22 protein-coding genes are annotated in these 25,518 nt (G+C 38.7%); 17 read left to right on the plus strand and 5 right to left on the minus strand.

From position 1 onward, the window contains the following. Positions 1–52 precede the first annotated feature (52 nt). The 3 genes from QQK09_RS10725 to QQK09_RS10735 all read left to right on the plus strand — a co-directional run bounded on the left by QQK09_RS10725 (position 53) and on the right by QQK09_RS10735 (position 4,896). A complete protein-coding gene (locus QQK09_RS10725) occupies positions 53–1,648 on the plus strand; it encodes a PfaD family polyunsaturated fatty acid/polyketide biosynthesis protein (protein WP_284204133.1) in 1,596 nt (531 codons plus the stop codon). A gap of 213 nt (positions 1,649–1,861) precedes the next feature. Then, positions 1,862–2,446, plus strand: coding sequence for a VF530 family protein (locus QQK09_RS10730; RefSeq protein ID WP_284204134.1), 585 nt, complete (start codon positions 1,862–1,864; stop codon positions 2,444–2,446). A gap of 194 nt (positions 2,447–2,640) precedes the next feature. Further along, complete coding sequence (locus QQK09_RS10735; RefSeq protein ID WP_284204135.1) at positions 2,641–4,896, plus strand: peptidase U32 family protein; 2,256 nt, start codon at positions 2,641–2,643, stop codon at positions 4,894–4,896. Between the two features lie 73 nt (positions 4,897–4,969). Here QQK09_RS10735 and dsbB read toward each other — a convergent pair whose 3' ends face one another. Continuing rightward, complete coding sequence (dsbB, locus tag QQK09_RS10740) at positions 4,970–5,494, minus strand: disulfide bond formation protein DsbB (RefSeq protein ID WP_284204136.1); 525 nt, start codon at positions 5,492–5,494, stop codon at positions 4,970–4,972. Between the two features lie 380 nt (positions 5,495–5,874). On the opposite strand from dsbB, the gene fadR reads away from it, so the two are divergent. The 14 genes from fadR (at position 5,875) to QQK09_RS10810 (ending at position 21,387) form a co-directional block, all read left to right on the plus strand. Then, a complete protein-coding gene (fadR, locus tag QQK09_RS10745; protein WP_284204137.1) occupies positions 5,875–6,585 on the plus strand; it encodes a fatty acid metabolism transcriptional regulator FadR in 711 nt (236 codons plus the stop codon). A gap of 41 nt (positions 6,586–6,626) precedes the next feature. Further along, positions 6,627–9,140: a DNA translocase FtsK gene (locus tag QQK09_RS10750; protein WP_284204207.1), complete on the plus strand. Its 2,514-nt coding sequence runs from the start codon at positions 6,627–6,629 to the stop codon at positions 9,138–9,140. A gap of 6 nt (positions 9,141–9,146) precedes the next feature. Further along, on the plus strand, positions 9,147–9,767 hold the full coding sequence (gene lolA / locus QQK09_RS10755; protein WP_284204138.1) for an outer membrane lipoprotein periplasmic chaperone LolA: 621 nt from the start codon (positions 9,147–9,149) through the stop codon (positions 9,765–9,767). Then, positions 9,767–11,086, plus strand: coding sequence for a replication-associated recombination protein A (locus tag QQK09_RS10760; protein ID WP_284204139.1), 1,320 nt, complete (start codon positions 9,767–9,769; stop codon positions 11,084–11,086). Before lolA ends, QQK09_RS10760 begins: the two co-directional genes overlap by 1 nt. Beyond that, the gene (crcB, locus tag QQK09_RS10765) at positions 11,079–11,465 is read left to right on the plus strand and encodes a fluoride efflux transporter CrcB (RefSeq protein ID WP_284204140.1); all 387 of its coding nucleotides are present in this window, start codon (positions 11,079–11,081) and stop codon (positions 11,463–11,465) included. The genes QQK09_RS10760 and crcB overlap by 8 nt, the downstream gene beginning before the upstream one ends. A gap of 9 nt (positions 11,466–11,474) precedes the next feature. Further along, the gene (serS, locus tag QQK09_RS10770; protein ID WP_284204141.1) at positions 11,475–12,761 is read left to right on the plus strand and encodes a serine--tRNA ligase; all 1,287 of its coding nucleotides are present in this window, start codon (positions 11,475–11,477) and stop codon (positions 12,759–12,761) included. Positions 12,762–13,139: 378 nt separating this feature from the next. Next, positions 13,140–15,245 carry an alpha-amylase family glycosyl hydrolase gene (locus tag QQK09_RS10775; RefSeq protein ID WP_284204142.1) on the plus strand — a complete coding sequence of 702 codons (2,106 nt, stop codon included), beginning with the start codon at positions 13,140–13,142 and terminating at the stop codon, positions 15,243–15,245. Between the two features lie 222 nt (positions 15,246–15,467). Continuing rightward, complete coding sequence (locus QQK09_RS10780; RefSeq protein ID WP_284204143.1) at positions 15,468–16,103, plus strand: YoaK family protein; 636 nt, start codon at positions 15,468–15,470, stop codon at positions 16,101–16,103. Positions 16,104–16,221: 118 nt separating this feature from the next. Further along, positions 16,222–16,560 (plus strand): hypothetical protein, encoded by a 339-nt coding sequence (locus tag QQK09_RS10785; protein ID WP_284204144.1) that lies wholly within the window; start codon positions 16,222–16,224, stop codon positions 16,558–16,560. A 409-nt stretch (positions 16,561–16,969) separates the two neighbouring features. Then, positions 16,970–18,151: an acetyltransferase domain-containing protein gene (locus QQK09_RS10790; protein WP_284204145.1), complete on the plus strand. Its 1,182-nt coding sequence runs from the start codon at positions 16,970–16,972 to the stop codon at positions 18,149–18,151. A gap of 230 nt (positions 18,152–18,381) precedes the next feature. After that, positions 18,382–18,981: a class I SAM-dependent methyltransferase gene (locus QQK09_RS10795; RefSeq protein ID WP_284204146.1), complete on the plus strand. Its 600-nt coding sequence runs from the start codon at positions 18,382–18,384 to the stop codon at positions 18,979–18,981. A gap of 13 nt (positions 18,982–18,994) precedes the next feature. Beyond that, positions 18,995–19,447, plus strand: coding sequence for a GNAT family N-acetyltransferase (locus tag QQK09_RS10800; protein ID WP_284204147.1), 453 nt, complete (start codon positions 18,995–18,997; stop codon positions 19,445–19,447). A 501-nt stretch (positions 19,448–19,948) separates the two neighbouring features. Continuing rightward, positions 19,949–20,902, plus strand: a complete 954-nt coding sequence (locus QQK09_RS10805; protein WP_284204148.1) for a sensor domain-containing diguanylate cyclase — start codon at positions 19,949–19,951, stop codon at positions 20,900–20,902. Between the two features lie 188 nt (positions 20,903–21,090). Then, positions 21,091–21,387 (plus strand): YkgJ family cysteine cluster protein, encoded by a 297-nt coding sequence (locus tag QQK09_RS10810; RefSeq protein WP_284204149.1) that lies wholly within the window; start codon positions 21,091–21,093, stop codon positions 21,385–21,387. Between the two features lie 43 nt (positions 21,388–21,430). On the opposite strand, the gene QQK09_RS10815 is transcribed toward QQK09_RS10810, so the two are convergent. The 4 genes from QQK09_RS10815 to QQK09_RS10830 all read right to left on the minus strand — a co-directional run bounded on the left by QQK09_RS10815 (position 21,431) and on the right by QQK09_RS10830 (position 25,451). Then, positions 21,431–21,985 carry a cysteine hydrolase family protein gene (locus tag QQK09_RS10815; RefSeq protein WP_284204150.1) on the minus strand — a complete coding sequence of 185 codons (555 nt, stop codon included), beginning with the start codon at positions 21,983–21,985 and terminating at the stop codon, positions 21,431–21,433. Between the two features lie 11 nt (positions 21,986–21,996). After that, positions 21,997–23,364 carry a sensor histidine kinase gene (locus QQK09_RS10820; RefSeq protein WP_284204151.1) on the minus strand — a complete coding sequence of 456 codons (1,368 nt, stop codon included), beginning with the start codon at positions 23,362–23,364 and terminating at the stop codon, positions 21,997–21,999. Then, positions 23,361–24,083 carry a response regulator transcription factor gene (locus QQK09_RS10825; protein ID WP_284204152.1) on the minus strand — a complete coding sequence of 241 codons (723 nt, stop codon included), beginning with the start codon at positions 24,081–24,083 and terminating at the stop codon, positions 23,361–23,363. Before QQK09_RS10825 ends, QQK09_RS10820 begins: the two co-directional genes overlap by 4 nt. A 267-nt stretch (positions 24,084–24,350) precedes the next feature. Continuing rightward, the gene (locus QQK09_RS10830) at positions 24,351–25,451 is read right to left on the minus strand and encodes a sensor domain-containing diguanylate cyclase (RefSeq protein ID WP_284204153.1); all 1,101 of its coding nucleotides are present in this window, start codon (positions 25,449–25,451) and stop codon (positions 24,351–24,353) included. Positions 25,452–25,518: the final 67 nt, after the last annotated feature.

The raw sequence follows: 25,518 nt of genomic DNA on the forward strand, positions 1-25,518 counted from the left end.
TTAATAAACAACGAAATAGATGAGGGTTATCCCCATCATTTAGGAAATAACAATGAGTGTATTAACATTAAATAATCAACAGCCGATTGATTGGGCATGGAAAGTCGCAAGCGACAATATCAATACAACAAGTGAAGCAGTTAAAAGTGCATTAATGGATCTTAATAAACCGATCTATGTGGCTAAAAGCGGTCAACAGCTAGGTGTTAGTCAATCGACATGTGATTCAAGTAGTGAATCGGTTGTTGCGTTTGCACAAGCGCTTAATCCTGAAGATTTAGGAGATGTTGAATATAAAAAACAGCATGGTGTTAAGTACGCTTATCACGGTGGCGCAATGGCAAACGGTATTGCATCGGTTGAACTTGTGATTGCACTGGGTAAGGCTGGATTACTTTGTTCGTTTGGCGCGGCAGGGTTAGTCCCTGATGTGATTGAAGATTCAATTAAACGTATCCAAGCAGAACTACCTAATGGCCCTTATGCGGTTAACTTGATTCATGCTCCTGCAGAAGAGGCCTTAGAGCGTGGCGCAGTTGAACGTTTTCTTAAACTAGGCGTAGAGACGGTAGAGGCATCTGCCTACCTTGGTTTAACTGAGCATATTGTTTGGTATCGTGTCGCGGGTTTAAGCGAGAATGCTGATGGTTCTGTTTTTATCAAAAATAAAGTGATTGCTAAGGTATCTCGTACCGAAGTAGGTCGTCGCTTTATGGAGCCTGCACCACAAAAACTGTTAGATAAGTTGTTAGCACAGGGGAAAATCACCGCTAAACAAGCTGAACTTTCGCAACGTGTTCCAATGGCTGACGATATTACCGCTGAAGCTGATTCTGGCGGCCATACTGATAACCGTCCATTCTTAACATTATTGCCTACCATCATTGCACTTCGTGATGAGATTCAAGCGCAATATAACTTCTCACCTGCTCTACGTGTTGGTGCGGGAGGCGGAATTGGTACCCCTGAAGCAACATTAGCTGCATTTAATATGGGCGCAGCTTACATTGTGCTTGGCTCTGTTAATCAGGCTTGTATTGAAGCGGGCGCATCTGAACATACGCGTAAGTTGTTAGCGGGTGTTGAAATGGCAGATGTAACGATGGCACCTGCAGCTGATATGTTTGAAATGGGTGTTAAGTTACAAGTAGTTAAACGCGGCACCATGTTTGCGATGCGTGCTAATAAGCTTTATGAGTTATATGTTAACTATGATTCTATCGAATCAATTCCTGCTAGTGAACGTGAAAAGATAGAGAAGCAAATTTTCCGTCAGAATCTTGATGATGTTTGGTCTGGTACCGTTGATTTCTTCCAAGCGCGTGATCCTGAAATGTTAGCGCGTACACAAAGTAGCCCTAAACGTAAAATGGCGTTAATTTTCCGTTGGTATTTGGGGCTTTCATCTCGTTGGTCTAATATTGGCGAGAAAGGACGTGAAATGGATTATCAAATTTGGGCAGGCCCAAGTTTAGGCGCGTTTAATAGTTGGGTAAAAGGCACATATTTAGAAACCTATACCGAACGTAAAGCGGTTGATGTTGCTTTGCATCTATTAAAAGGTGCTGCCTACCTACAACGTGTTAATCAACTGAAACTGCAAGGGGTAAGTTTGCAGCAAAGTTTGTTGAATTATACGCCGAATTAAAAAGCAACTGTAGGTCGGGATTTATCCCGTCGGTTTTTAGATTACCTTGCAGTATATTTGTTGGCCTAAAGGCCAACCTACAAAAGACTGATTTACTGATCGCTGATTACTAACAACTAACAGCTTGTTATCGCTTTTTAATTTATTTCAGCTAAAATAGCGTTATAAGCCTTAATACTATTTATTAAGGCTTTTTTAATTTTGGAAAGAAAAATGAAACCGAGTGTAGAAGAACAAAGAAATAACCCATTACATGGCCTAAGTACAGAAACATTGCTCACCGAGCTTTCTGAATTTTATGGCTGGAAAATATTATATACAGCGATGCGTTTTCATTGCTTCAAAGTGAATCCGTCAGTGGCTGGAAGCTTGAAGTTTTTGAAGAAAACGGAATGGGCACGTATTAAATTAGAAAATTTCTATCTATCTCGTTTCAAACGTATGCCTAAAGCACGTGAGTCTGAATATGATCTAGCACCGCGTGAACGTGGTTTCTCATTGCATATTGTGCCTCGCGATCCGATGGAGCTAACCATTGAGTCAATTGAATTGTCTCAAGCAAAAGCTGCTTCTGCGCATAAAGAACGTAGCCAAGAAAAACGTGATGATCGTTCGTTTTCTCGTCAAGCACGTGGTCATGATTCTCGTTCTAATGACTCAAGTCGTGGAGCAAGTAAACACCCATACCGTGACAATTTCTCTGACAGTGGCGAACGTCCAAAAGACAGACGTGCGATGAAAGATAAACCGAAAGCTGATGAAGCACCTTATGATCCAACTAACCCTTGGAACACTTAGGCGTCTTTGTACGAACTAAATTGATTACAAGCCCTAATAGCCAATGAACTGAAGCTATTAGGGCTTTTTTCTTTTATGCATGTTAATGAGGTTAACGTAACCCTACAAAATTGAGGGTTTAACTGCGCTAGTAAAGGCTTGTTGATACAGGTAGAATCGCCAACAAATTTGAATAGGTATTAATGGATTTAGAAATGAGCAGAAAAATTGAGTTGTTAGCCCCTGGTGGTGATGTTGATGCGATTAAAGCCGCGATTATTGCAGGCGCAAATGCGATCTATTGTGGGTTAGATATGTTCAATGCCCGTAATCGCGCAACGAATCTCTCTTTTGAAGATCTAAAAGGTGTATTACGCCTAGCAAAACGTTTTCAATGTGAAGTGTTTTTAACGGTTAATGTTGTTTTACTCGAACATGAGATTAAAGGGGTAGTTAAACTTTTTAATCAACTGGTTAATACCTCAATTGACGGTATTATTATTCAAGATTTAGGACTGTTTCATATTCTCAATAAACATTTCCCAAGTTTATTGATTCATGCTTCTACACAGTTAACAACACATAATGAAGGTCAGATTAAATTCCTAGCGAAAGCGGGGGCTGGTCGTGTGAACCTGTCACGTGAAATGAATCTGCCTGAAATTAAAATGCTTACTACTGTTGCACATGATCACGACGTATTGACGGAAGTCTTTGTGCATGGCGCATTATGTATCGCGTTCTCTGGTCAATGTTACTCAAGTTCTGTAAGCGTCGGTAATTCAGGTAATCGCGGCCGTTGTAGCCAAGCTTGCCGTGATGAATATGAGATCACCGCCGCAGGTAATAAATTCCCACTGAATCTAAAAGATAACTCTGCCTATTTTGATTTGCCACAGCTGGTGGATGCAGGTGTTGATTCACTAAAAATTGAAGGTCGTATTAAAGGTGCGCAATATGTACATACAGTTGTAGATAGCTGGCGCCAACAGATTAATCAATTTGTGGATACGGGCAAATTACTTGAGGATGATAGTAATCTTTATAAAGTATTTAATCGTGATTTCACTAACTCATTTTTGCAGGGTAACCTGACCAAAGATATGTTTATCGACAACCCGCGTGATAACAGTTTCCAACATGCTAACGATAAAAACAACGCTATCTCTGTCGTACAAATTCAAGAAGTACAAACAGAGCTTTCTGCACAAAAAAATGCTATTACAGCTGATGTCGCTGAAAAGATAAAACACGTGAGCATTGAAAAGCCGGTGTTGTTGATGTCTTTTGCTGGTGGATTAGGCAAAGCACTATCGGTGACACTTGAATTTGACGAGCAAACCCATACGGTGAGTTCAACGAGCTTAATGATCGCTGCCGGTGAATCAGCTATTCAACCTGAAGCGATTGAAAAGCGTTTCAAGAGCTTTAAAAAAGGTGATTATCTTTTAGAGTCGATTAACTTTGATGCCTTAGAAAGTGGTTTAAGCGTCCCCTTTAAAGAGTTAACCGCGATGAAAAATGAAGTCGCGTTTATTCTTAATGGTAATGTACAACCGATTGCACCTATTGAATTACCAAAACTACAAACGTTTTCAAAACTTAATGAACAAGCAACCTTATCAGTATTAATCAGTGATCTTAAAGATTTAGGATTACTAGACAAAACAGATGCGGATATCTATTTCAAACTGCCTGAAAGTTGGAAAAAACGTTGTAATAAACACATTGATATTTTCTTAGAAAATCCACGCTTAATACCTTGGTTCCCTGCGGTATTAATTGGTAAAGATTATGATGAATCAGTACGCTTATTAGAAACCGTTAAACCTAAACGTATTATTTCAAATAATACCGGTATTGCGCTTAAAGCGGTTGAATTAGGTATCGAATGGATTGCTGGTCCGTTATTAAACACAACCAATTCTTACGCTTTGTTAACCTTACAAGAAGAGTTAAATTGTGCGGGTGCATTCATCTCTAATGAGATTAATCGTAACCAGATGCGTAATATCAAACGTCCTGAAAACTTTAAAATGATATATAGCATCTATCATCCCATCTTGATGATGACTAGTCGCCAGTGTTTCTTCCAACAAACCGTTGGTTGTAATAAAGCGGCGATTGAAGATGGTTGTATGCTTAAGTGTCAAAAAGCGACCACCATTACTAACGTGAAAGGAATTTCCTTTGCCGTTGATAAACAACTTGGTGGTTACCCTAGTATTTACAACGATGAGCAATTCTTAAATGTTGATATCGTTGAGCAGCTATCGGGCTTATTTGATGAGTTCTTTATTGACCTGACTAACATTGGTGCGGGTTCAAAAGCAGAATTAGATAAAGCTGAGTTATTGGATTATTTTAGTACGTTAGTGGCTGGCGATGCTGAGCAGAAAGCACAAATGAAGGTAAAACTTGATCAAATGGTCACGCTGTCGACTCAAGATCAATATATTCAAGGGCTTTAATTAGCATTTATACTTTTCTTAAAGCAAAAAAAAGTAGCAATAAATTGCTACTTTTTTTGTGTGCGTTGTAATCTTAAAATTTGTTAACTTGCTTAGGCAGCATTGCAGTTATTGCAATGACAACAAATAAAACCGTGTAAATAGCAAAACTAACAATTAACCATTGCGGCATTGAGTAACCAAAGAATTGCCACACGATGTCTGCACAATCACCCGTTGGGTTAAATAACCACGGTAGCCATTCATGCAAGGGTGCCCAACTTGGGAAGTTAGGAAAAAAATCACAAGTAGCAAAGGGCGATGGGTTCATCTGGTAATCTGTGTGCTCAAGCGCTAACAATAAACCCCAAACGGCACTAATACCCCAAACAGCAAAAGCGATTAATCGAACCAGTAAATATTGAGGACAGCTGGCGCCAATTAATCCCGCTAATAAAACACCCAACATGGTAATGCGTTCATAAACACACATCACACAGGGCTCTAGTTTCATCACATGTTGAAAATACAACGCACATAATTCGAGTGCAAGTGCACTAAATGCAAGTAGCAACCATGGCCAGCGTTGAGTTGAAAGGTTTTTTAAAGTAGATAACACAAATATTTCCTAGCATAAATAAGATGGCTATTTGTACCATTAACTTAATAGGGATTTCAAACCCTAATCATTTTTAGGCATAATTTTAAAGCTTAAACAAATGTGATTGTGAGGATAATCACATTTGTTTATTTGTCATTGAAACATATCATGTTTTGGCTTCGCACGAATGTGTTATCATCTTGGCTATTAGTAATAAAATAACGCTTAAAATGACTCATTTTGGTAGTCAGACAAGTTATGTGATCAGTTTTCGAACGAATATTTTAAATATAAGCAATTAGAGCGTATGACAGTAATGATTGGGTTCTAATTAATTTGCTACACCTTAAATGATAACAGCGATAAACAAGTAAATTTTAACGTGGATAAATAAACAGATGATAATGAAAGCAAAAGGGCCTGCAGATGTTGCTGAGCAATACCTTATCGAATCAATTTGGAATGGGTCTATTGCGATCAACTCAGAGCTACCTGCAGAGCGGTTTTTAGCCGATAAAATTGGCGTAACACGTACTACGCTTCGCGAAGTATTACAGCGACTTTCAAAAGATGGCTGGATTACGATTCGCCATGGTAAACCAACAAAGGTTAATGATTTCTGGGAAACATCAGGGCTCAATATATTAAGTACATTAACACGTTTAGATATCAGCCGACGCAGTGATTTTATCGACCAATTAATGTCTGTGCGCACCAATATTAGTGCCATTATTTTACGTATGGCTGCCAAGCATAACAATGAAACGGTGTTAGAGTTTTTAGAGAATACCCCGTCACTAGATGCAAGTAGTGAAGAGTTTACTGAGTTCGACTATCGTTTTTATCATCAAGTTGCAGTGTCATCGAATAATATGATTTATGTATTAATCTTAAATGGTTTACAGGACTTATATCGTAAAGTGGGTATCTTCTACTTTTCAAATAGTGAAGCGCGATCTATTGCACTTAATTTTTATGCCGAGATCAGAGCGGTCCTCGAAAACGGCGAGTCGCAACAAATAATGCAAATCGTGCGAGACTCGGCATTTGCTAGTGGTAAAATATGGCTGCGTTTACGCCATCAATTACCAACTGATTTTCTTGATTAATATTCTTCTCTCTATTGAGGTTTCCTTTGCTTAAAAAAAATATGATTAACCATCTTTCAGGTGTGCAAAAATTGTTTGAGGTCGGTGTTATCATGACCCTCTTTTGTGCTGTATTTGTGTCTATCGCACTGCTTTCATTTTCTCCCGTTGACCCAAGTTGGTCACAACAACAATGGGTTTCTGAAATTCAAAATGCAGGAGGGCGTGTTGGCGCTTGGACTGCAGATATACTTTTTTATGCCTTTGGCCTGCTCGCCTATACCGTTCCGATTATCGTTTCTGTTTTAGCATGGATCCTGTTCTGGAAACCTAAATTTACACTTGATATCGACTACTTAAATTTAAGTTTACGTATCATTGGGTTTATCTTCACTGTGTTCAGTTTATCGGGTTTAGCATCACTTAACTTTAATGACTTTCATTATTATCCCTCAGGTGGATTGATAGGCGATATCATTGGACAGAGCATGCTTGGTCTATTCAGCCTACTCGCTGTAAATCTCATTTTATTAACACTATTAATATCGGGTATCACTTTATTATTTGGATTTTCGTGGTTGCGTTTAGTTGATGGGCTGGGCGAATTAGCCATTAAATCAGTGTTACAGCTGATGAACCTGCCGAATACATTAAAAGAATGGAATGAACAGCGAGCATTAACCCGCGAATCTGAGCAAGCGCTCGATGCTAAAAGAGCCGCTAAAAAACCAGTTGAAAAGAAAAAACGTAAAAAGTTAGGTTTTCCTGTCTCTAATAAAAAGGAAACCGAACAACTTGATGACAATGTTGATGAAAAAATCTCTTTTACAAAAACTAAATCTATCGTTGAACCTGTTATTGATGATCAATATGAACAGGCTCCTTTTAGCGAGTTAGACCTTGATGAAGTGGATGATTTTGTATTTTCTGATGACGCCTTCGCTGATGATGATCCTGTTCCTGAGGTCAATGAAATCAGCTTTATGGAAACAGAGGTGGAAGAAACAGAGGTAATCCCTGATTTTTCTCACTTACCTGAACATGCAAGGCCAACCATTAAGCGTAAAATAGATAAGAATTTAGCACCATTTCCGAGTATTGATCTATTGGATCGTCCTAATAAACAATCTCATCCTGTGTCAGAAGAAGAGTTGCAAATAGCTGCGCGCTTAGTTGAGTCTAAATTACTCGAATTTAAAATTAAGGCTGATGTTGTAAATGTACTACCAGGGCCTGTTATTACTCGTTTTGAATTAGCACTGTCACCAGGTATGAAAGTAAGCACTGTGACCAGTTTAGAGAAAGATTTAGCACGCGCACTTTCTGCAATGAGTGTACGTGTTGTTGATCAGATTCCTGGCAAAGCGGTAATTGCTTTAGAACTACCAAATAAACATCGTGAGATTGTTTATTCATCTCAGGTGTTAGGTAGCCAAGCATTTATCGATGCAAAATCGCCACTTTCGATGGTATTAGGTGCAGACATTTCTGGTGAACCAGTGGTCGTTGATTTAGCTAAAATGCCGCATCTGTTAGTAGCGGGTACAACCGGCTCGGGTAAGTCGGTGGGGGTTAACTGTATGTTGGTAAGCCTACTGTATAAATCCGCTCCTGAAGATGTTCGTATGATTTTAATCGATCCTAAAATGCTTGAGCTAAGTGTTTATGAAGGCATCCCTCATCTACTGACTGAAGTTGTTACCGATATGAAAGAAGCGGCTAATGCACTACGTTGGTGTGTAGGTGAGATGGAACGTCGTTATAAACTACTTTCAGCTGTTGGTGTAAGAACACTTGCAGGTTATAACACCAAGGTTAAAGAGGGTATTGAATCTGGTGAGCCAATGGTTGATCCGATTTGGAAAGAGGGTGATAGCATGGATGAAACTGCGCCACACCTAGAAAAGCTTCCAACCATCGTTGTAGTTGTGGATGAATTCGCCGACATGATGATGATTGTTGGTAAAAAATGTGAAGAGTTGATTACACGTATTGCACAAAAAGCACGTGCGGCAGGTATCCATCTAATATTAGCAACACAACGTCCATCGGTAGACGTTATTACTGGTTTGATTAAAGCCAATATTCCAACACGAATCGCATTCCAAGTTTCTAGTAAAATCGATTCGCGTACGATATTAGGCATGCAAGGTGCAGAAACACTATTAGGTCACGGTGATATGTTATACCTACCACCGGGTACAGGTGTGCCTACTCGTGTTCATGGCGCTTTTGTCGATGACCATGAAGTACATCGTGTTGTTGCTGACTGGAAAAAGCGTGGAGAGCCTAACTACATTAAAGATATTTTAGACGGTGATGCCAGCCTTGATACTATTTTACCGGGTGAAGAAGCGGAAGGTGACAATGAAATTGATGCACTGTTTGATGAAGTGGTCGCATTTATTACTGAAACACGTAAAGTATCGATCTCTAGCATTCAACGTAAATTTAGAATTGGTTATAACCGCTCAGCACGTTTAGTTGACCAACTACAAGCACAGGGGGTGATCAGTTCACCACAGGGTGCCAATAGTAGTCGTGATGTGTTAGCACCACCACCTGTTAAGGATTAATTAAAAATGAAAAAAGCATTATTACTGTTACCTGTTTCTTTGTGTTTATTACTGTTCTCATTTTCAGCACAAGCGATCTCATCCCAAGCGACGCAGTTAAAAGATAAATTGGCTGTTTTTGAACAGATGCACGCGCAATTTGTACAACGTGTTTTAAGTAGCGAGGGTAAACTGTTAAATGAAAGTAGTGGTGAGATGACCATTTCTCGCCCAGGTAAATTTCATTGGCAAGTTGAAACGCCTGAAGAGGAACTGATCGTTTCTGATGGTAAGACTATTTGGTATTACAGCCCGTTTATCGAACAGGTTACTTTGATCAACTTCGCTGATGCGATTAATGATACGCCCTTTGCATTGATTGCAGGTGCGGATGAAAAGCAGTGGGAAAACTATATTGTTAAGCAACAGGGCAATAAATTTACAGTAACTAACCCAACACAAGTTCAACCAACAACGTTTATTTTTGAGTTTGATAACAAAAATAACATTAATAAATTTATCGTTATTGAAGAGCAAGGGCAGCGCAGTGAATTTACATTAACTCATCAAGCGATGCCTAACGATTTTAGTGATGCACTGTTTGATTTTCAAATTCCGGAAAATGTAGAAGTGGACGACCAACGTTAATGCGTGATCTTTTTGATTTGAATAATGAGTTCCAACCACTTGCTGCGCGTATGCGTCCAAAAGGTTTCGCAGGTTATATCGGGCAATCACATATTGTTGGTGAAGGAAAACCGCTGCGTAAAGCCTTAGAAGCGGGTGCTGCACACTCAATGATTTTGTGGGGTCCACCAGGCACGGGAAAGACTACATTAGCAGAGCTAATTGCAACCTATTGCCAAGCGCATGTTGAACGCCTTTCTGCGGTGACTTCTGGTATTAAAGAGATACGTGCTGCGATTGAGATTGCTAAACAAAATCAGTCTTCAGGTATTCGTACCCTATTATTTGTAGATGAAGTACACCGCTTTAATAAAAGCCAACAGGATGCTTTTCTGCCATTCATTGAAGATGGTACGATTTTATTTGTTGGTGCAACCACTGAAAATCCTTCATTTGAATTAAACAACGCATTGTTATCGCGTGCTCGTGTGTATCTTTTGAAAAAATTAACCGATGCAGAAATTGAAGATGTTATCGATCAAGCATGTGAATCTGTTGATGGTTTAGCTGATAAAAACATTCATTTCGATGAGGGTGTGAAACAAAAATTAGCAACCTTAGTACAAGGTGATGCACGTAAATCGCTTAATTATCTCGAGATACTCAGCGACATGACTGACGATGGCTTGGTAACACTAGAGCTATTAATGGAGATTGCTGGTCGTGAAGGGGTCACTTTTGATAATAAAGGGGATCTATTTTATGACCTGATATCGGCGTTTCACAAATCGGTACGTGGCTCTGATGTGGATGCGTCACTGTATTGGTATGCACGTATGCTCGATGGTGGTTGTGATCCACTTTATGTTGCTAGACGATTATTGGCGATCGCTTCAGAGGATATAGGTAATGCTGATCCTCGTGCGATGCAAATAAGTATCAACGCTTGGGATTGTTTTGCACGTATTGGGCCCTATGAAGGGGAGCGTGCGATAGCGCAAGCGATTGTATATTGTGCTTCTGCGCCCAAAAGTAATGCGGTCTATACTGCATTCTCTAAAGCAAAACAGTTTGTTAAGGATTATCCTACTTTTGATGTACCGCTACATCTTCGCAACGCGCCTACGCAGTTGATGAAAGATCTGGGGCATAATGAAGGTTATCGTTATGCACATGATGAACCGGGTGGTTTTGCGGCAGGTGATGTTTATTTGCCCGTTGAGTTACAAGGTGAGCGCTTTTATGAGCCAACTGATCGTGGTTTTGAAAAACAGATAGGTAATAAATTAGATTACCTTAGACAATTAAATCAACAGAGTACTAACAAACGTTATGAATAATATTGCTGCAAATATCGCCTTAGTGGCTTGTGGAGGTGCATTTGGTGCAACTTTACGTTATTTAATTGGTTTAGGAATGATAAGCCTCTTTGGAAAAGGTTTTCCATTTGCTACACTTGCGGTAAATGTATTGGGCTCGCTGATAATGGGCATTATCTTTCAGCTTGTACAACAACAAACAATTTCCTCATCACCTTGGTGGCCATTAATTGGCGTTGGGTTTTTAGGAGCATTAACCACATTCTCAACATTTTCTATGGATAGCCTGTTGCTATTACAGCAGGGTGAATTGTTCAAAGCGATGTTAAACGTCGCGTTAAATGTTGTTGTTTGTATTTTAGCAGCCTATGTAGGCACACTATTAGTTTTAAAGAGTTAGGGAAATAAGATGTTAGATCCGAAGTTTTTGCGTAATGATATTGAAAAGACGGCTGAATTATTGGCCAATCGTGGTTTTAAACTAGATGTTGATTTAATCAATTCGCTAGAAGAGAAGCGTAAATCATTACAAATCCAAACAGAATCCCTACAAGCTGAGCGTAATAGTCGCTCAAAAGAGATTGGAATGGCTGCAAAACGTGGTGAAGATATCGCACCACTACGTGAACAAACTGCTGAATTAGGTGCACAACTAGATGCAGCTAAAGAAGAGTTCACTGCACTTGCTGCGCAAATCCAAGAGATCGCTTATACGATTCCTAACTTGCCACACGAATCTGCACCCATCGGTAAAGATGAAGATGAAAATGTTGAAATTTCAACGTGGGGCACTAAAAAGAGTTTTGATTTTGAAGTGAAAGATCACGTTGATTTAGGCGAAGCACTTGGCGGCTTAGATTTTAAATCAGCAGTAAAAATCAGTGGTTCACGTTTTATCGTGATGCAAGGTCAAATTGCTAAGCTGCACCGTGCATTAGCGCAATACATGCTAAACCTGCACACTAATCACCATGGTTATACAGAGATGTACGTTCCATTATTGGTTAACGCGGATAGTTTATACGGTACAACACAGTTGCCAAAATTTGGTGATGATCTATTCAACACTAAACCTGCAACAGAAGAGGGTGTTGGTATGTCACTGATCCCATCTGCTGAAGTACCATTAACTAACATGAGCCGTGATGTGATTTACGATGAAGCTGATTTACCAATTAAAATCACTTCTCACACACCTTGTTTCCGTAGTGAAGCTGGCTCTTACGGTCGTGATACACGTGGTCTTATCCGTCAACATCAGTTTGATAAAGTTGAATTGGTACAGTTTGTACACCCAGAGAAAAGCTTTGAAGCATTAGAAGAGATCACAATGCATGCAGAGCAAGTATTGAAGAATCTTGAACTACCTTACCGTAAAGTGGTTTTATGTACGGGTGATATGGGTTTCAGTGCAACGAAAACATACGATTTAGAAGTATGGGTACCAGCACAAGAAACCTACCGTGAAATCTCATCTTGTTCAAACGTGGGTGATTTCCAAGCGCGTCGTTTACAAGCACGTTTTCGCCCAGCGGGTAAAAAGAAACCTGAGCTTATCCATACACTAAACGGTTCTGGTTTAGCAGTAGGTCGTACGCTGGTTGCTGTACTTGAAAACTACCAATTAGAAGATGGTCGTATTGAGATCCCTACCGTATTACAACACTACATGGGTGGTTTAACACACATCGGTTAATGATGGTTAAACAATAGAGATTAAAAAGGAGCCAATTGGCTCCTTTTTTCGTTTAGTCAATAGTCTAAAATTCAAAAAAAATACATGATGTTGTTGTAATAATTACTATCCGCTGAAATTGATAACTTAGTTGCTGGAATAGTTTTAAATATTTAGCACTTAATTGAAGGTGAAACCTGTCGCCACTTGCAACAGCGGTGCAAAATTATTTTAGAAAAATAAAAATGACAACGTAAAACGACGTGAAAATAGCCACTTTCTACTTTGTTGATACAATTTGTTACATGAACATAATTGTCTGATGTGATCTCTCCCCTTTTTAATCAATTAGGTTGTGGTTAAATAATCTTCTTTTTGATTTATAAGGTAATTACTATAATGTTACGGAAAACTCTACTTGCAATATCTATCTCTGCTTTACTTGTTGGCTGTGGCAGTACGGGCTCACAATCTCCGGTTGAAAAGGAAGGTACGATTGCAATTCAAGTGAATCAGGCTAAGCGTACTGTTGAAGAACGCTTGGTTTGTAATCAACCTAGTAATGTCGAAGCTGCTTGTAACTTACGTACCTATCAAGTGATGGTTGAATCGTTTATTGATGCAGACAGTTCTGCTAACTATGGTACGGGTTATGGTACTAGTCATCATAACGGTGACATTGCAGGTATTACTGCTTCGCTTGATTATATTAAATCACTGGGTATGAATACGATTTGGTTAACACCTATCTTTAAATCAACACCTATCACAGGCCAAGATGATTGGGCCGACAGACTTGATGCTACGGGTTATTTTGCCAGTGACTATTTTGCTATCGACCCTAAATTTGGCACATTAGAACAAGCCAAAGAGCTGGTTAATCAAGCTCATGCAAAAGGAATGTATGTTATATTTGATGGTGTTTTTGGTCATCATAAAGGTAATGTTGCGGCGTCGCCGAATGGCTTAAAACCAACCACAGGCAAAGCACAAGGAAGTGGTTTCGAAGCACTGTATCCTGAAGATATTGAATTTTATAAAGAAGTAGCCACTTACTGGGTAAATGAATTACAAATCGATGGTTGGCGTTTAGATCAAGCGTATCAAGTTCCACTAGAAAGCTGGACTGAAATTCGTACAGCGGTAGAAAAAGTGTCAGCAGAGCAGAGCTATCAATTAAATGGTAAAACGGTTAATCCATTAGGTTATATGGTTGCTGAAATTTGGCGTGGTGCAAATGATATCAGTGAACAGGGCTATGGCGATTCAGCGATGCCTGCATTGAACTCAGCATTTGATTTCCCGATGCGTTATTCAGTAGTACAGACCTTTGCGGTAGAAGAAAATGGTTTTGGCCATCGTAATGCGACCAACCTTGATAATGGTTTTGTTGCTCATGTGGCTTACCCTGATCACGCAATGCCAAACTTAATGTTAGGCAATCATGATCTCGTGCGCTTTGGTGACTTATTACAGCGTGGTGTTATTGCAAGTCCTGGCGACCCAGAATATTGGGATCGTCATAAAGCTGCTATTAGTTTCTTAACGGCTTACAGTGGACCTATTACACTTTATTATGGTGAAGAAATTGGCGATCAGGTAGACGGCTTTGTTAGTAAGCTAGACCCTTGTTCTGGTGACTCTGGCATGTGTGATGATCATGTTGCACGATCTAGTGCCAAGATAGAAGGAATAGCAACCACGGTAGGTGGCGAAATCACTGTACTTAATGAACAGCAAGCGGATCTTAAAAATTATGTTGCTGCGTTAATGAAAATGCGCGCAGAACATCCCGCTTTATACCAAGGTAGTCGCACACATATACACTCAGATGTAAATATTTATATCGATCGTAAAGATGCAGTAGATGATAATATTCTTTATCTTGTTAATACTAAAGCCGCTGAAGCGACAATAACGATTGCTGCTAATGCCATCGGTAGTGATGGTGATTTAGTTAATCTGATGGCTAACGAAACAGTGAGTTTTGTAGAAGGTGAATATGTTATCACTTTGCCACCTTATAGCGCTGCATTTTATGATATAACGTCTCCGACAACGGATGGTCCACAAGTAGGGGTGGCTGCCTTAAGTCGCACTGGCACAGGTGTTATGGCTAACTGTACTAAACCAAGTGCAGGCACATTGGGACCACTAGGTAAAGATATCTGGATTCGTGGTACTTATACTGGTGGTGATGGTTTTGCTGCGACACCAGATTCACATAAGTTTAATTACATTGGAGGAGATCTGTATCAAGTTGTTGTGAAACATCCAACACCAACGGCGTATACTTTCAAATTTGCCACAAAATCATGGGGTTCAGAGTTTGCTGTTGAAGATTCAGATGCAGTAAAACTTGGTACGACACAGTCTATGGCAAGAGCGCCTGGGCCTGGTACTGAATCTTCAATTATGATTCCAGAAGCGGGCACTTATGTTTACAGTTTCAAAATTAATGATTTTGGTGATGCAGGTGAAATGATGGTTAGTCAATGTGAATAGGCTAGTTTAAAAAATAGTCGCTATATTATTAATATGGCAGACATTTTCATCCCTAAAAGCCACAGCTAAACGCTGTGGTTTTTTATATTTAAAGTAGTTGGCTTACGGTAACATTAAGCTTAATATTAGTGACTCTGATTGTGATAAATTCTACAACTTTAAACCACCTCAAGGATGCTTGTGATTTCAAAATTACCACGTTGAGTCGAATATGGCTCCTTTGTGTTGGCTTTAGTAGCGGGCTTTGTTAATGCGATTGGATTACTCGGTTTTAATCATCAACCCATCTCTCATCTATCAGGTACAGCCACTCTTATTGGTACGGAAATAGCTGACGGCTCATTGACGCACGTTTTTCACTTAGTGATGGTCGTGATCAGTTTTTTAGTGGGAGCTGCAATATCGGGTTTTGTGTTGCGAAGTGGCGCATTAAAATTAGGTCGGCATTATAGCAAACTACTTTTTATTGAAGCGTTATGTCTTTTTGCTGCAACCTATCTTTTGACCCAAAATTCTGAGTATGGATTGTACTTAGCCTCTGCTGCTTGTGGTTTACAAAATGCCATGGTGACGACCTTTAGCGGTGCGGTTATTCGTACCACTCACGTAACGGGGATCTTTACCGATCTAGGTATCATGATTGGCGCAAAATTCCGTGGTGAAGTATTTGATAAGCGCAAAGCGACTTTATTTCTATTAATCATCAGTGGTTTCATTGCCGGAGGTACGTTGGGAGCTACTGTTTTTGCTATTTACCAATTTAAAGCATTACTTATTCCTGCGATGATATGTCTGTCATTAGCAATCTCCTATTCAATTTATACTGCAAAAGCAGGGCATGCGACTAACCATAAATAGTATGCACGAACATATTAGTTTTTAATTTTGTTATAATATAACAAAATTGTTCACTTTAGTGATGCTGTTATGTATCATGCTTCCCCCGCAAATCACTGCTTACTGACTATCTGTATTAATGAATAAAAAGCGCTTAATTATTATTTCTCTTATGTTTATGACCATGCTCTTAGGGCAAGGGGCAGCGACGTTTTCGTTGGCTGAGGTATTACATCAGCAGGGCATTGATAGTGTCGTGACCACGAACACTGCTGAGCAACATAGTGAGGGTGATTGTTTTACTGCTGATTTTCTATTACTCGCAAGCAGCGCTCTTATTTTTGAATATAATTTAATTAATCCTTTAGCGTTTGCCAGTATTAACAGTGGTTGTTCAGTAAATGAAATCGCTGCATTTCAATCACTAGCGCGCATATCAATTCGTGCCCCCCCAATACAAAATTTAATTTCTCTTTAAATTACGTTGATACAAACGATGTGCTATATCAATTACATTAAGTATGTGATCTAAATTTTGCACAGGAAAAACAGCTTAATTCAAGGCGTAAGTTGACGTAAATGATTGTTCCCTTTGCGAAGCTTACAACGTAGAAGTAAGTTGTTTTAACTAGTAAAATAGATCAGCTATTTATTGTAATTGGTATTAAATGTTTGTAGGGCATTATCATTTTGGCTGAGGTTACTTAGCAAGTTAATACCAAAGGAATTAATAAAGTGATCATTCTTGCTGGTTAAAATTATCCCTAACTACGTTGTGAGTTTTGAAGTGAGAACAACTATCTCCTGCAACTCACGCCTTGTTAGTAATAATTTTTCCTGCGCAAACTTTGATCACCTATTAAATTCCATTGGTATAAGGTATTATTTTGATTACAAAAAAAACACAAACATCATCGCAACAAAACGGTGATGCAACGATTAAATCACGTTTAGCATCTATTGATGTTATGCGCGGTCTTATTATTCTTATTATGTTGATTGACCATGTGCGTGAACGTTTCTATTACCACCTTCCTGTCACGGATCCGATGACCATTGCAGATACTGAAGCTTCACTGTTTTTTACTCGAACACTTGCCCATTTATGCGCGCCGTTGTTTGTTTTCTTGACCGGTTTGTCGGCATGGCTATATGCCAATAACGGGGCTAATGCGCCACGTGATCCGAGTAGCTTCCTTCTAAAACGTGGTTTATTCCTAATTTTAATTGAGATGACTTTGGTTAACTTCTCGTGGTTTGGTAGTTATCAGACCCTATATTTACAAGTGATCTGGGCTATCGGCTTGAGCATGATTTCACTCGCGCTGTTATGCCGATTACCGAGAGCATTTACGTTTGCGCTAGGGTTAGTTATTGTTTTTGGTCATAATTTACTGACGCCGATTAATTTTAGTCCTAATGAGTTTGGTTATACTTTTTGGACAATATTCCACGATGCTAATTTCTTAGTCAGCGAAGGACCTCTAAGAGTTAAATTATCCTATCCTGTTTTACCTTGGATCGGTGTTATTTTACTTGGATATTCTGTCGCGCCACTATTTGCTCGAAATATTAGCAGTGAATATCGTCAATCTTCATTATTAAAAATAGGTGGATTAAGTTTATTGTTACTCGCAGTGCTACGTGGATTCAATATTTATGGTGAAACAACCGATTGGCAAGTTGAAGAAAATGGCTTAGAGACAATCATGTCGATGATTAATTTTAGTAAATACCCACCATCGCTACACTATATTTTACTTACCTTGGGTGTTGGGTTAATTTTACTTGCGTTATTTGAACGATTTAAAAACCGTTTTACAGATATTTTACAGGTGTTTGGATCGGCTCCTATGTTCTTTTATATCTTACATCTCTATGTATTATTGATTGCTTATAAGTTGGTGTTAGCAACTGTTGGTCCAAATCATGGAGATCTTTTCGCTATTCCTGGGGTGGCTTATATTTGGCTGATTACCGCTATTATCGCAACGGCGCTATATTACCCATGTAAATACTTTTCAGTTTACAAGCAGCAAAGTAATAATAAATGGCTTAAGTATTTTTAACATCCTCAAACTTAACTGTTAATTCAGAGCTAATGGTGGTTCCATTAGCTCTGCTCCACGTAATTCCAATAAGCTCCGCACTGCAACTTCTTCCATTCTTAAAAGCCTTTCTTCGTTATTTAAAATTAATAGTATGATTTTTGTGCCTTTTTTCAAATATGATAAAGTATTACTTAATATCAACCCAATTAGTGACAAAAAACTATTAGCACTGAATAAGGAGATTTAGTTTGAGTAAATCAATGTGGGATAAGGAATATGATACTGAGCAGTATATGTACGGCAAACAGCCAAATGATTTTTTAGAAGCAAATTATGAGCAACTGCCAAAAGGTAACATATTGATGTTAGCGGAAGGCGAGGGGCGCAATGCTATTTTTTTAGCAAAACTTGGTTATCAGGTGACTGCTGTTGATATTTCTGAAGTTGGTTTAAGCAAAGCATGTAAATTAGCCTCAGAAAATAATGTACAGATAAAGACAATATGCACCGACCTTGAACACTTTGATTTGGGCGTTCAGCAATGGGATGGCATCGTTTCTATTTTTTGTCATCTACCCGCCGCATTACGTCAATCATTGTATCAACGCGTTGAACTAGCCCTTAAACCTAAAGGGGTGATGCTTATTGAAGGTTATACGCCCGAACAATTAAATTATGAAAGTGGTGGGCCACCTGTCGCTGAGATGATGATATCGAAGTCAATTTTAGTGAAGGAGCTTCCTCATTTACAATTTTCAATATTGCAGGAATTACAGCGTGAAGTGATCGAAGGTGTTAAGCATTCAGGTCTTGCTGCAGTGGTACAGGCAGTTGCTTATGCAAAATAGAGCTAGGGATATAATGGATATACGTGAAATTAAATGGCAACAAGCCTTGCCTTTGAGGCATCAGGTTTTATGGCCACAAAAGTCGCCTGAATTTTGTAAAGTTAATGGTGACGAAAATGCTAAACATTATGGTGCCTATATCGAAGGGGTGTTGGTGAGTGTTGCTTCGGTTTATATCGAAGAGGCAACAACAAAGCAGCAAAATAAAGGTGCTCGTTTGAGAAAGTTTGCGACATTAGCACCGCATCAAGGACGTGGAATTGGTACAGCACTCATCACCTTTATTCTTAATCAATTGAAACAAGACGATGTTGCTTTTTTTTGGTGTGATGCTCGTAAAACGGCAGTGGGTTTTTATCAACGATTTGATATGCAAGTACAGGGGAATGAGTTTGATAAATCTGGGGTATTATATTTTAAAATGCAAGTTCAGTTAAATCAGATACTGTTATGCACAATAGTGTAAGCATCTTGACCAAGACGTATTCTCATTCTCGTTACCTCAATAACATTAATCAAGGATTAATATCAGCACTGATAAGAAGGTGTTATGAATGACAGTTCTATATACTCCAAACCTTATCAAGTGCTAATAAAAATCCGATTAATGTTTCGATACATAACGTCAGTTTATTAAAAAACGTATCAAATCATGATATCTAAGTAGTATTGTATTACAAATAGGATGTTTGTAAAATAGTTTTATTATGATTTTTTATCAAATATACTAGTCGATGATACTGGATGTTAAAAAAATGTTAAAAAAAGATATTGTATGATTCTTTATGTTCTAAACTTTAATAGAAGCGAATCCTGATTATTTAGTAATGTATTGTCGGGGAGTTAACAGTATTACTAATAAATTGTTAAAATTATCTTTAAAATCCTATGTTTATGTTCTACTTTATAGAAAACATTAATCCATCGATATAACACTTGTCGATATTGTAAATCTCAGGGCGCGCCTATGAAAAAACCAGAAATTCCAAATAACGAAAAACAACGACTTAAAACGTTAAAGTCGCTGGAAGTATTGGATACAAAATTTGAAGAACGCTTTGATAGAATCACGCGCATGGCAAAAAGAATGTTTGATGTGCCAATTGCACTGGTAAGTTTAATTGATGAAAACCGCCAGTGGTTCAAGTCCTGCGTTGGATTAACAGTGCGAGAAACTGCACGAGAAATCTCATTCTGTGGGCATGCAATACATGGCGAAGAGGTCTTTGTTATTACGAATGCACTCGAAGACACTCGCTTTGCAGATAATCCGTTAGTATTGGATGATCCTAATATTCGTTTTTATGCTGGTTGCCCATTAATTATCAACGGTCATACATTAGGTACCTTATGTATTATTGATTCAACGCCACGTCCCTTTGACCAGAATGATATTGAAGCGCTAAAAGACCTTGCATTAACGGTCGAGTTGGAATTATCCGCGGTGCAATTAGCAACACTTGATGACTTAACAGGTATAGCAAACCGTCGTGGTTTTATGGCACTTGCACAAAACTCTTTGAATTTAAGTATCAGAAACAATTTTCCAGTGACATTGGTTTATCTGGATTTAGATGGTTTTAAAGAAATTAATGATAATTTTGGGCATGCTGTCGGTGATAGTGTATTGGTTGACTTTGCTAATCTGCTTAAAAATACATTTAGAGGCACTGATATTATAGCGCGACTTGGGGGAGATGAATTTGTTGTTTCGTTGAGTGCAACCTCAAAACAACAAGCCATTAAAGCGCTTGAAATGTTTAATATCACGGTGTTTTTGTACAATCAGGAACATAAACATGATTATAAATTATCATTTTCTAGCGGTATTGTGGAATACGATACTAAAAAACATTCATCGATAGAAGCATTGTTAGCTGCGGCTGATAAGTTAATGTACACCGCGAAGAGTGGTCTCTAATATCACTTTTTTCTTTTCTAATCATTAAATCAATCAAATTAGGTATGTGTGAAGCACTGCTCAAGTGATCACACTATCTACACTATTTTACCCGTTCAAAAAAATTAACCCTTCAGCCTTACAAATTTAATCACGATATAATGTGTAGATTAACGTATTATGAATCAATTTTATAATTGTAGTTACTCATGACCATTGCTATCAAAAACATAACCCCATCGTCGCCTGAGATTACCTGCTCTAATTGTCAAGCCTGTTGCTGCCGTTTAGAAGTGATGATCATTACCGATACTGGCGTACCAGAACGTTATATAGATTACGATCAGTGGGGTGCTGAAACCATGCTGCGTCTAGATGATGGCTGGTGTGCCGCCGTTGATCGGGAAACACTGATGTGTACTATTTATGAAAATCGTCCATTAATATGCCGTGAATTTGAGATGGGCTCTTATGAATGTCAGGATGAGCGAGTTGACTTGACTTGATTAGTTAGCGGTTAGCTTATAAATAACAACTGCGATTAAACGCCTATGTGGTTAATAGTTTTAATAGGTCTGCAGTGGTGCCTGTTTCAGATAGTTTTGGAAAAATAGCACCAACACTATTTTCATGTACTGCAGCGTTAATGTCCGTCATTGCATCTATCGGTAAGCTGATATTATACCCAAGCTCAAAGGCCTGTCTTGCTGTTGATTCAACCCCCATGCTAGTCGCAATGCCACAAATAACTAACTGTGTAATCTCACGCGCTTGTAATAACGTATGTAAATCGGTGTTTGTAAATGCACCCCAGGTTTGTTTAGTGATCAATAGTTCACCCGCTCGCGGGTTTAACTCACTAATTAACTGACTCCAATTAGCTGGTTTTGTTGTTTTGCCCTTAATCTGTTCGGTACGCCCTGATGCAGCACCATCAACATTAACAAAACAAATAGGCAAAGATAATAGACGGAATTTATTAATGAGTTCACCGCAATTATTAATAATATCGGTCGCTGGGTGACAGGTATTCAAAGCAACAATGCCATATTGTAAATCGATAACCAGTAGTGCTGTTTTTGCATCTATTTGTGTAAAGCTCATGGTTTATTCCTCTATTTTGTTAAACAGCAAAAATTGATGACAACATTGTGGCCAGTGTCCGTCGCAATGTTGCTATAGCTCCAACCATATTGTTTAACTAGGCGTTCTGTTAACTTTAGTCCTAACCCAAATCCAAGTTCGCTATGCTCTGCTTGATCGCCGTTAATACCTTCTTGTATGTTTTTATTACTGATAACAATAGTCGTTTTAGACTGCTTAATGGTAACAAACCCTTGCTGAGTATGTTGAATCGCATTACGTAATAAGTTAGTGATAATAATACGGCACAAAGGTTCAGGTAGTGGATAACTATTTTGATCTACCTCTTTCAGTGATAACACTGTTTTATCAGTTTGTAAGTACGCGAGATCTTCAAGTAATTGTTGCGTTAGAGCGCCAAGACTAACAGGTTTGATTGGGATAGATTTATCAAGCTTACGGTTTAACCATAGCAGTGTTTCAGTTAAGTCTGTCATGGTTAAACAAGCGCGCTCAATACGATTGATCACTTGTTCCTGTTTATCAACAGCAATATTTTTTTCGATCATTTTGCGTAATAGTTCACTATTGCTCCGTGCGACAGCAATTGGGGTTCGTAATTCATGGCTAGCATATCCCAAGAAGCGTTGTTCACGGGCTAACGCTTCTTGAACCGATTTTAAACTCACTTTCATCATGGTTGCTAAGCTATTTAATTCGCTATAGTGAAAGTCTGGTATAGGTTGCGCTAAATTTTCTTTATCTAGTTTATTTGCCCACAGCATCAATTTTTCAACGGGTGTCGTTACTTTTCTCAAAATAAGGTAGGGGACTAATGAAAAAAGAATTATTGCAATCAAACCAATTACAATGATGTAGTCAAATTGTGGAGCTTCATGCGTTGGTGGGGTAGTTGGACGATCATTTTCTGTTGACATCCTTTCATCTGAATCTATTCTCGGCTTTTGTGGCGGTGGCGGTCTAAAATCATTTGAGAACATCGGTCTTTCTGGCGTAAACATTGACGAGATATAGCGTACGTTGCCATGCTGGTTAACTCTCATCGCAAAGAATCCTGACTCGGGTTTTGACAATAGCGGTGTACCGTTAATTAATTTCAATAATTCATTATCTTCAAGGTCTGCTTGATTAAGGTTATCCCTAATAGGTGCAGGTAAATCAACCCATTGTGTTGCAATGGTAAAATTGTTTACTCTGATAGGGTGGCCGTCTCTGACTGGATGTTTATTCGCTTGAGATCGCATTGCATCGGCCATTGCAAAATCGATACCTTCAAAAAATGAGTTGATGCTGACCAACGACATAATCGAAATGGTAGTGACGCCTGTAATGAGCATCATAACAATGAAGTAGATTTTCAAGCTGGGCCTCATTTTCATGATGACTGCTCCACTTTGAAGGCAAAACCACGACCTGATAAAGTATGAATAATGCCGAGGGGGCGCCTCTGATCTACTTGTTGTTGCGCGTGATTAACATTTTTATCGAGTTCTTTGCGCAGATTAAACATATGTACTTTTAAACTGTTACTGTCCGGTTGTAATTCCCCCCATACCGCTTGTATCAATTTGTCCCTAGACACGGGATTAGGACTTGCTCGCATTAATGTTTCTAATATTTTATAGCCCGTAGGTGATAACTTAAGTGCTTTATTATCACGTGTGATGATTTGTTGTTGGGTATCAAGTGTTAAATCACAAACACTTAGTTTGGTTACCTGTCCACTACGGCGACTTGATAATACTTGTGTTCTTACAATCAGTTCTTGCATCGCAAAGGGCTTTACGAGGTAATCATCCGCGCCTTTTTTGAAACCCATTAATTTGTCATCTAAGGTATCTTTTGCAGTGAGCATTAAAATTGGTATATCGTAGCCCTCTGTCCGTAATGTTTCACAGACCTCTAATCCACTTATTTTAGGTAAGTTAAGATCTAAGATAACCACATCATAATGATTAGTTTTAATTAGATTCAATCCTGATAAACCATTTGCAGCGTGATCACAGGTCATATCTTCAAGCGCGAGATAGTCAATCACGGCATTGGCCAAATCGATATCATCCTCAACCAACAAAAGCTGTAGCTTATCTAAATCCATGATTTTTCCTTATGTTTTGCTAATTCTGTCTATTTAGTTAAATAAAATACCATAAGGGAGGTAAAAGCAAGGTTAAGAGTCTGAATTTAGAGTGTCGATTATGGGAATTGAGCATTCATTTACTGTACAAGGTTGTATATAAAAAGACGATATGTGATGTTAAAAACGAGTGTTTGTTGGTAAACACTGTGTGGATGGATATAAAATAAATTATGTATAGGTAACGATTGCTAATGGTCAACTTAGCAACCGGTACTTATTATTTCATTAACACATTGCCAGTTCAGCATTTGTTAGCGTCACTCTCTGATAGGATTTAACGCAGTTTCTACCGGCATCTTTTGCGTGGTACAAAGCTTGGTCTGCTTCAGAAATAAGTTCATCTAATATCAGTCGGTTCAACTTGCTTTGTTTGTTTTTTAAATGTTGTAGATCACCATCACTATAACTACTAATGCCGATAGAAATCGTCACCGTGGTTGCGCATAACGATAACTTCTCAATGTTATTTTTAATACGTGTACAAACAGTTTCAGCCGCCTGTGCATTCGTATTAGGTAACCATAATAAAAACTCTTCCCCACCAAAACGAGAGATAAAGTCATAATCTCGTTTACTCTCATTAAGTGCAGATGCAACCTTTTTCAATACGTCATCACCTATCTGATGACCATAGGTATCATTGATGTTTTTAAACAGGTCAATATCAATGATTGCCAGGGAGGCTTTACCTTGCTCACGTATAATTCGGCTCACATCGGGGCTAACATGTTTAAACATTGCACGGCGATTAGGTATGCAGGTTAAACTGTCTTCGTAAGCTTTGCGCTCCAATATTTGATTAAGCTCTTTAAGGCGTTTTTCCTGTCGTCTTCTGATGATCTCTACTTCAACCCAAGCAGTAACTAACTGGATAGCGTCAATGTCAGACTCTTGAAATTGACGTTTGTAGGGCGTTGCACTAGAAAAGTTCAAGGTACCGTAAATTTCGCCATTGAGTTTAATGGGCATGCCGATGTAAGACTCTAGACCAAATGCTTGATAAGCAGGGTGGTTAGCATAACGGTCATCTTCACCAATATGCTCTATGGCAGTCGGTTCATTCGCTTGGCAGGTGATGTGGCAATAAGTGCTATTAAAATCAAACTCTACACCTGAAGTAAGTTCTACATCATCGGGGACAACACAATATTTAACGATATATTGGTTATCTTCAATTTTGGATAAGATACCAATATCTAAGTTAAAACGTTCAAGGCCCATCTTTAAAATTTGTTCAATTTGAGCTTCAAAGCCTTGATCGTGATTGTTTGTAATTTGATACAGTCCTCTAATTACTTTTTCACTACTACTTGCTGTTACCGCCATACTTAATCTCTCTCCCTGTAAATTAGCAAAATCAATGCAATATAAAATTATTGTTATTGAGTATATC

Origin of the sequence: Psychromonas marina (assembly GCF_030161115.1) — a bacterium.
Taxonomy (GTDB): Bacteria; Pseudomonadota; Gammaproteobacteria; order Enterobacterales; family Psychromonadaceae; genus Psychromonas; species Psychromonas marina.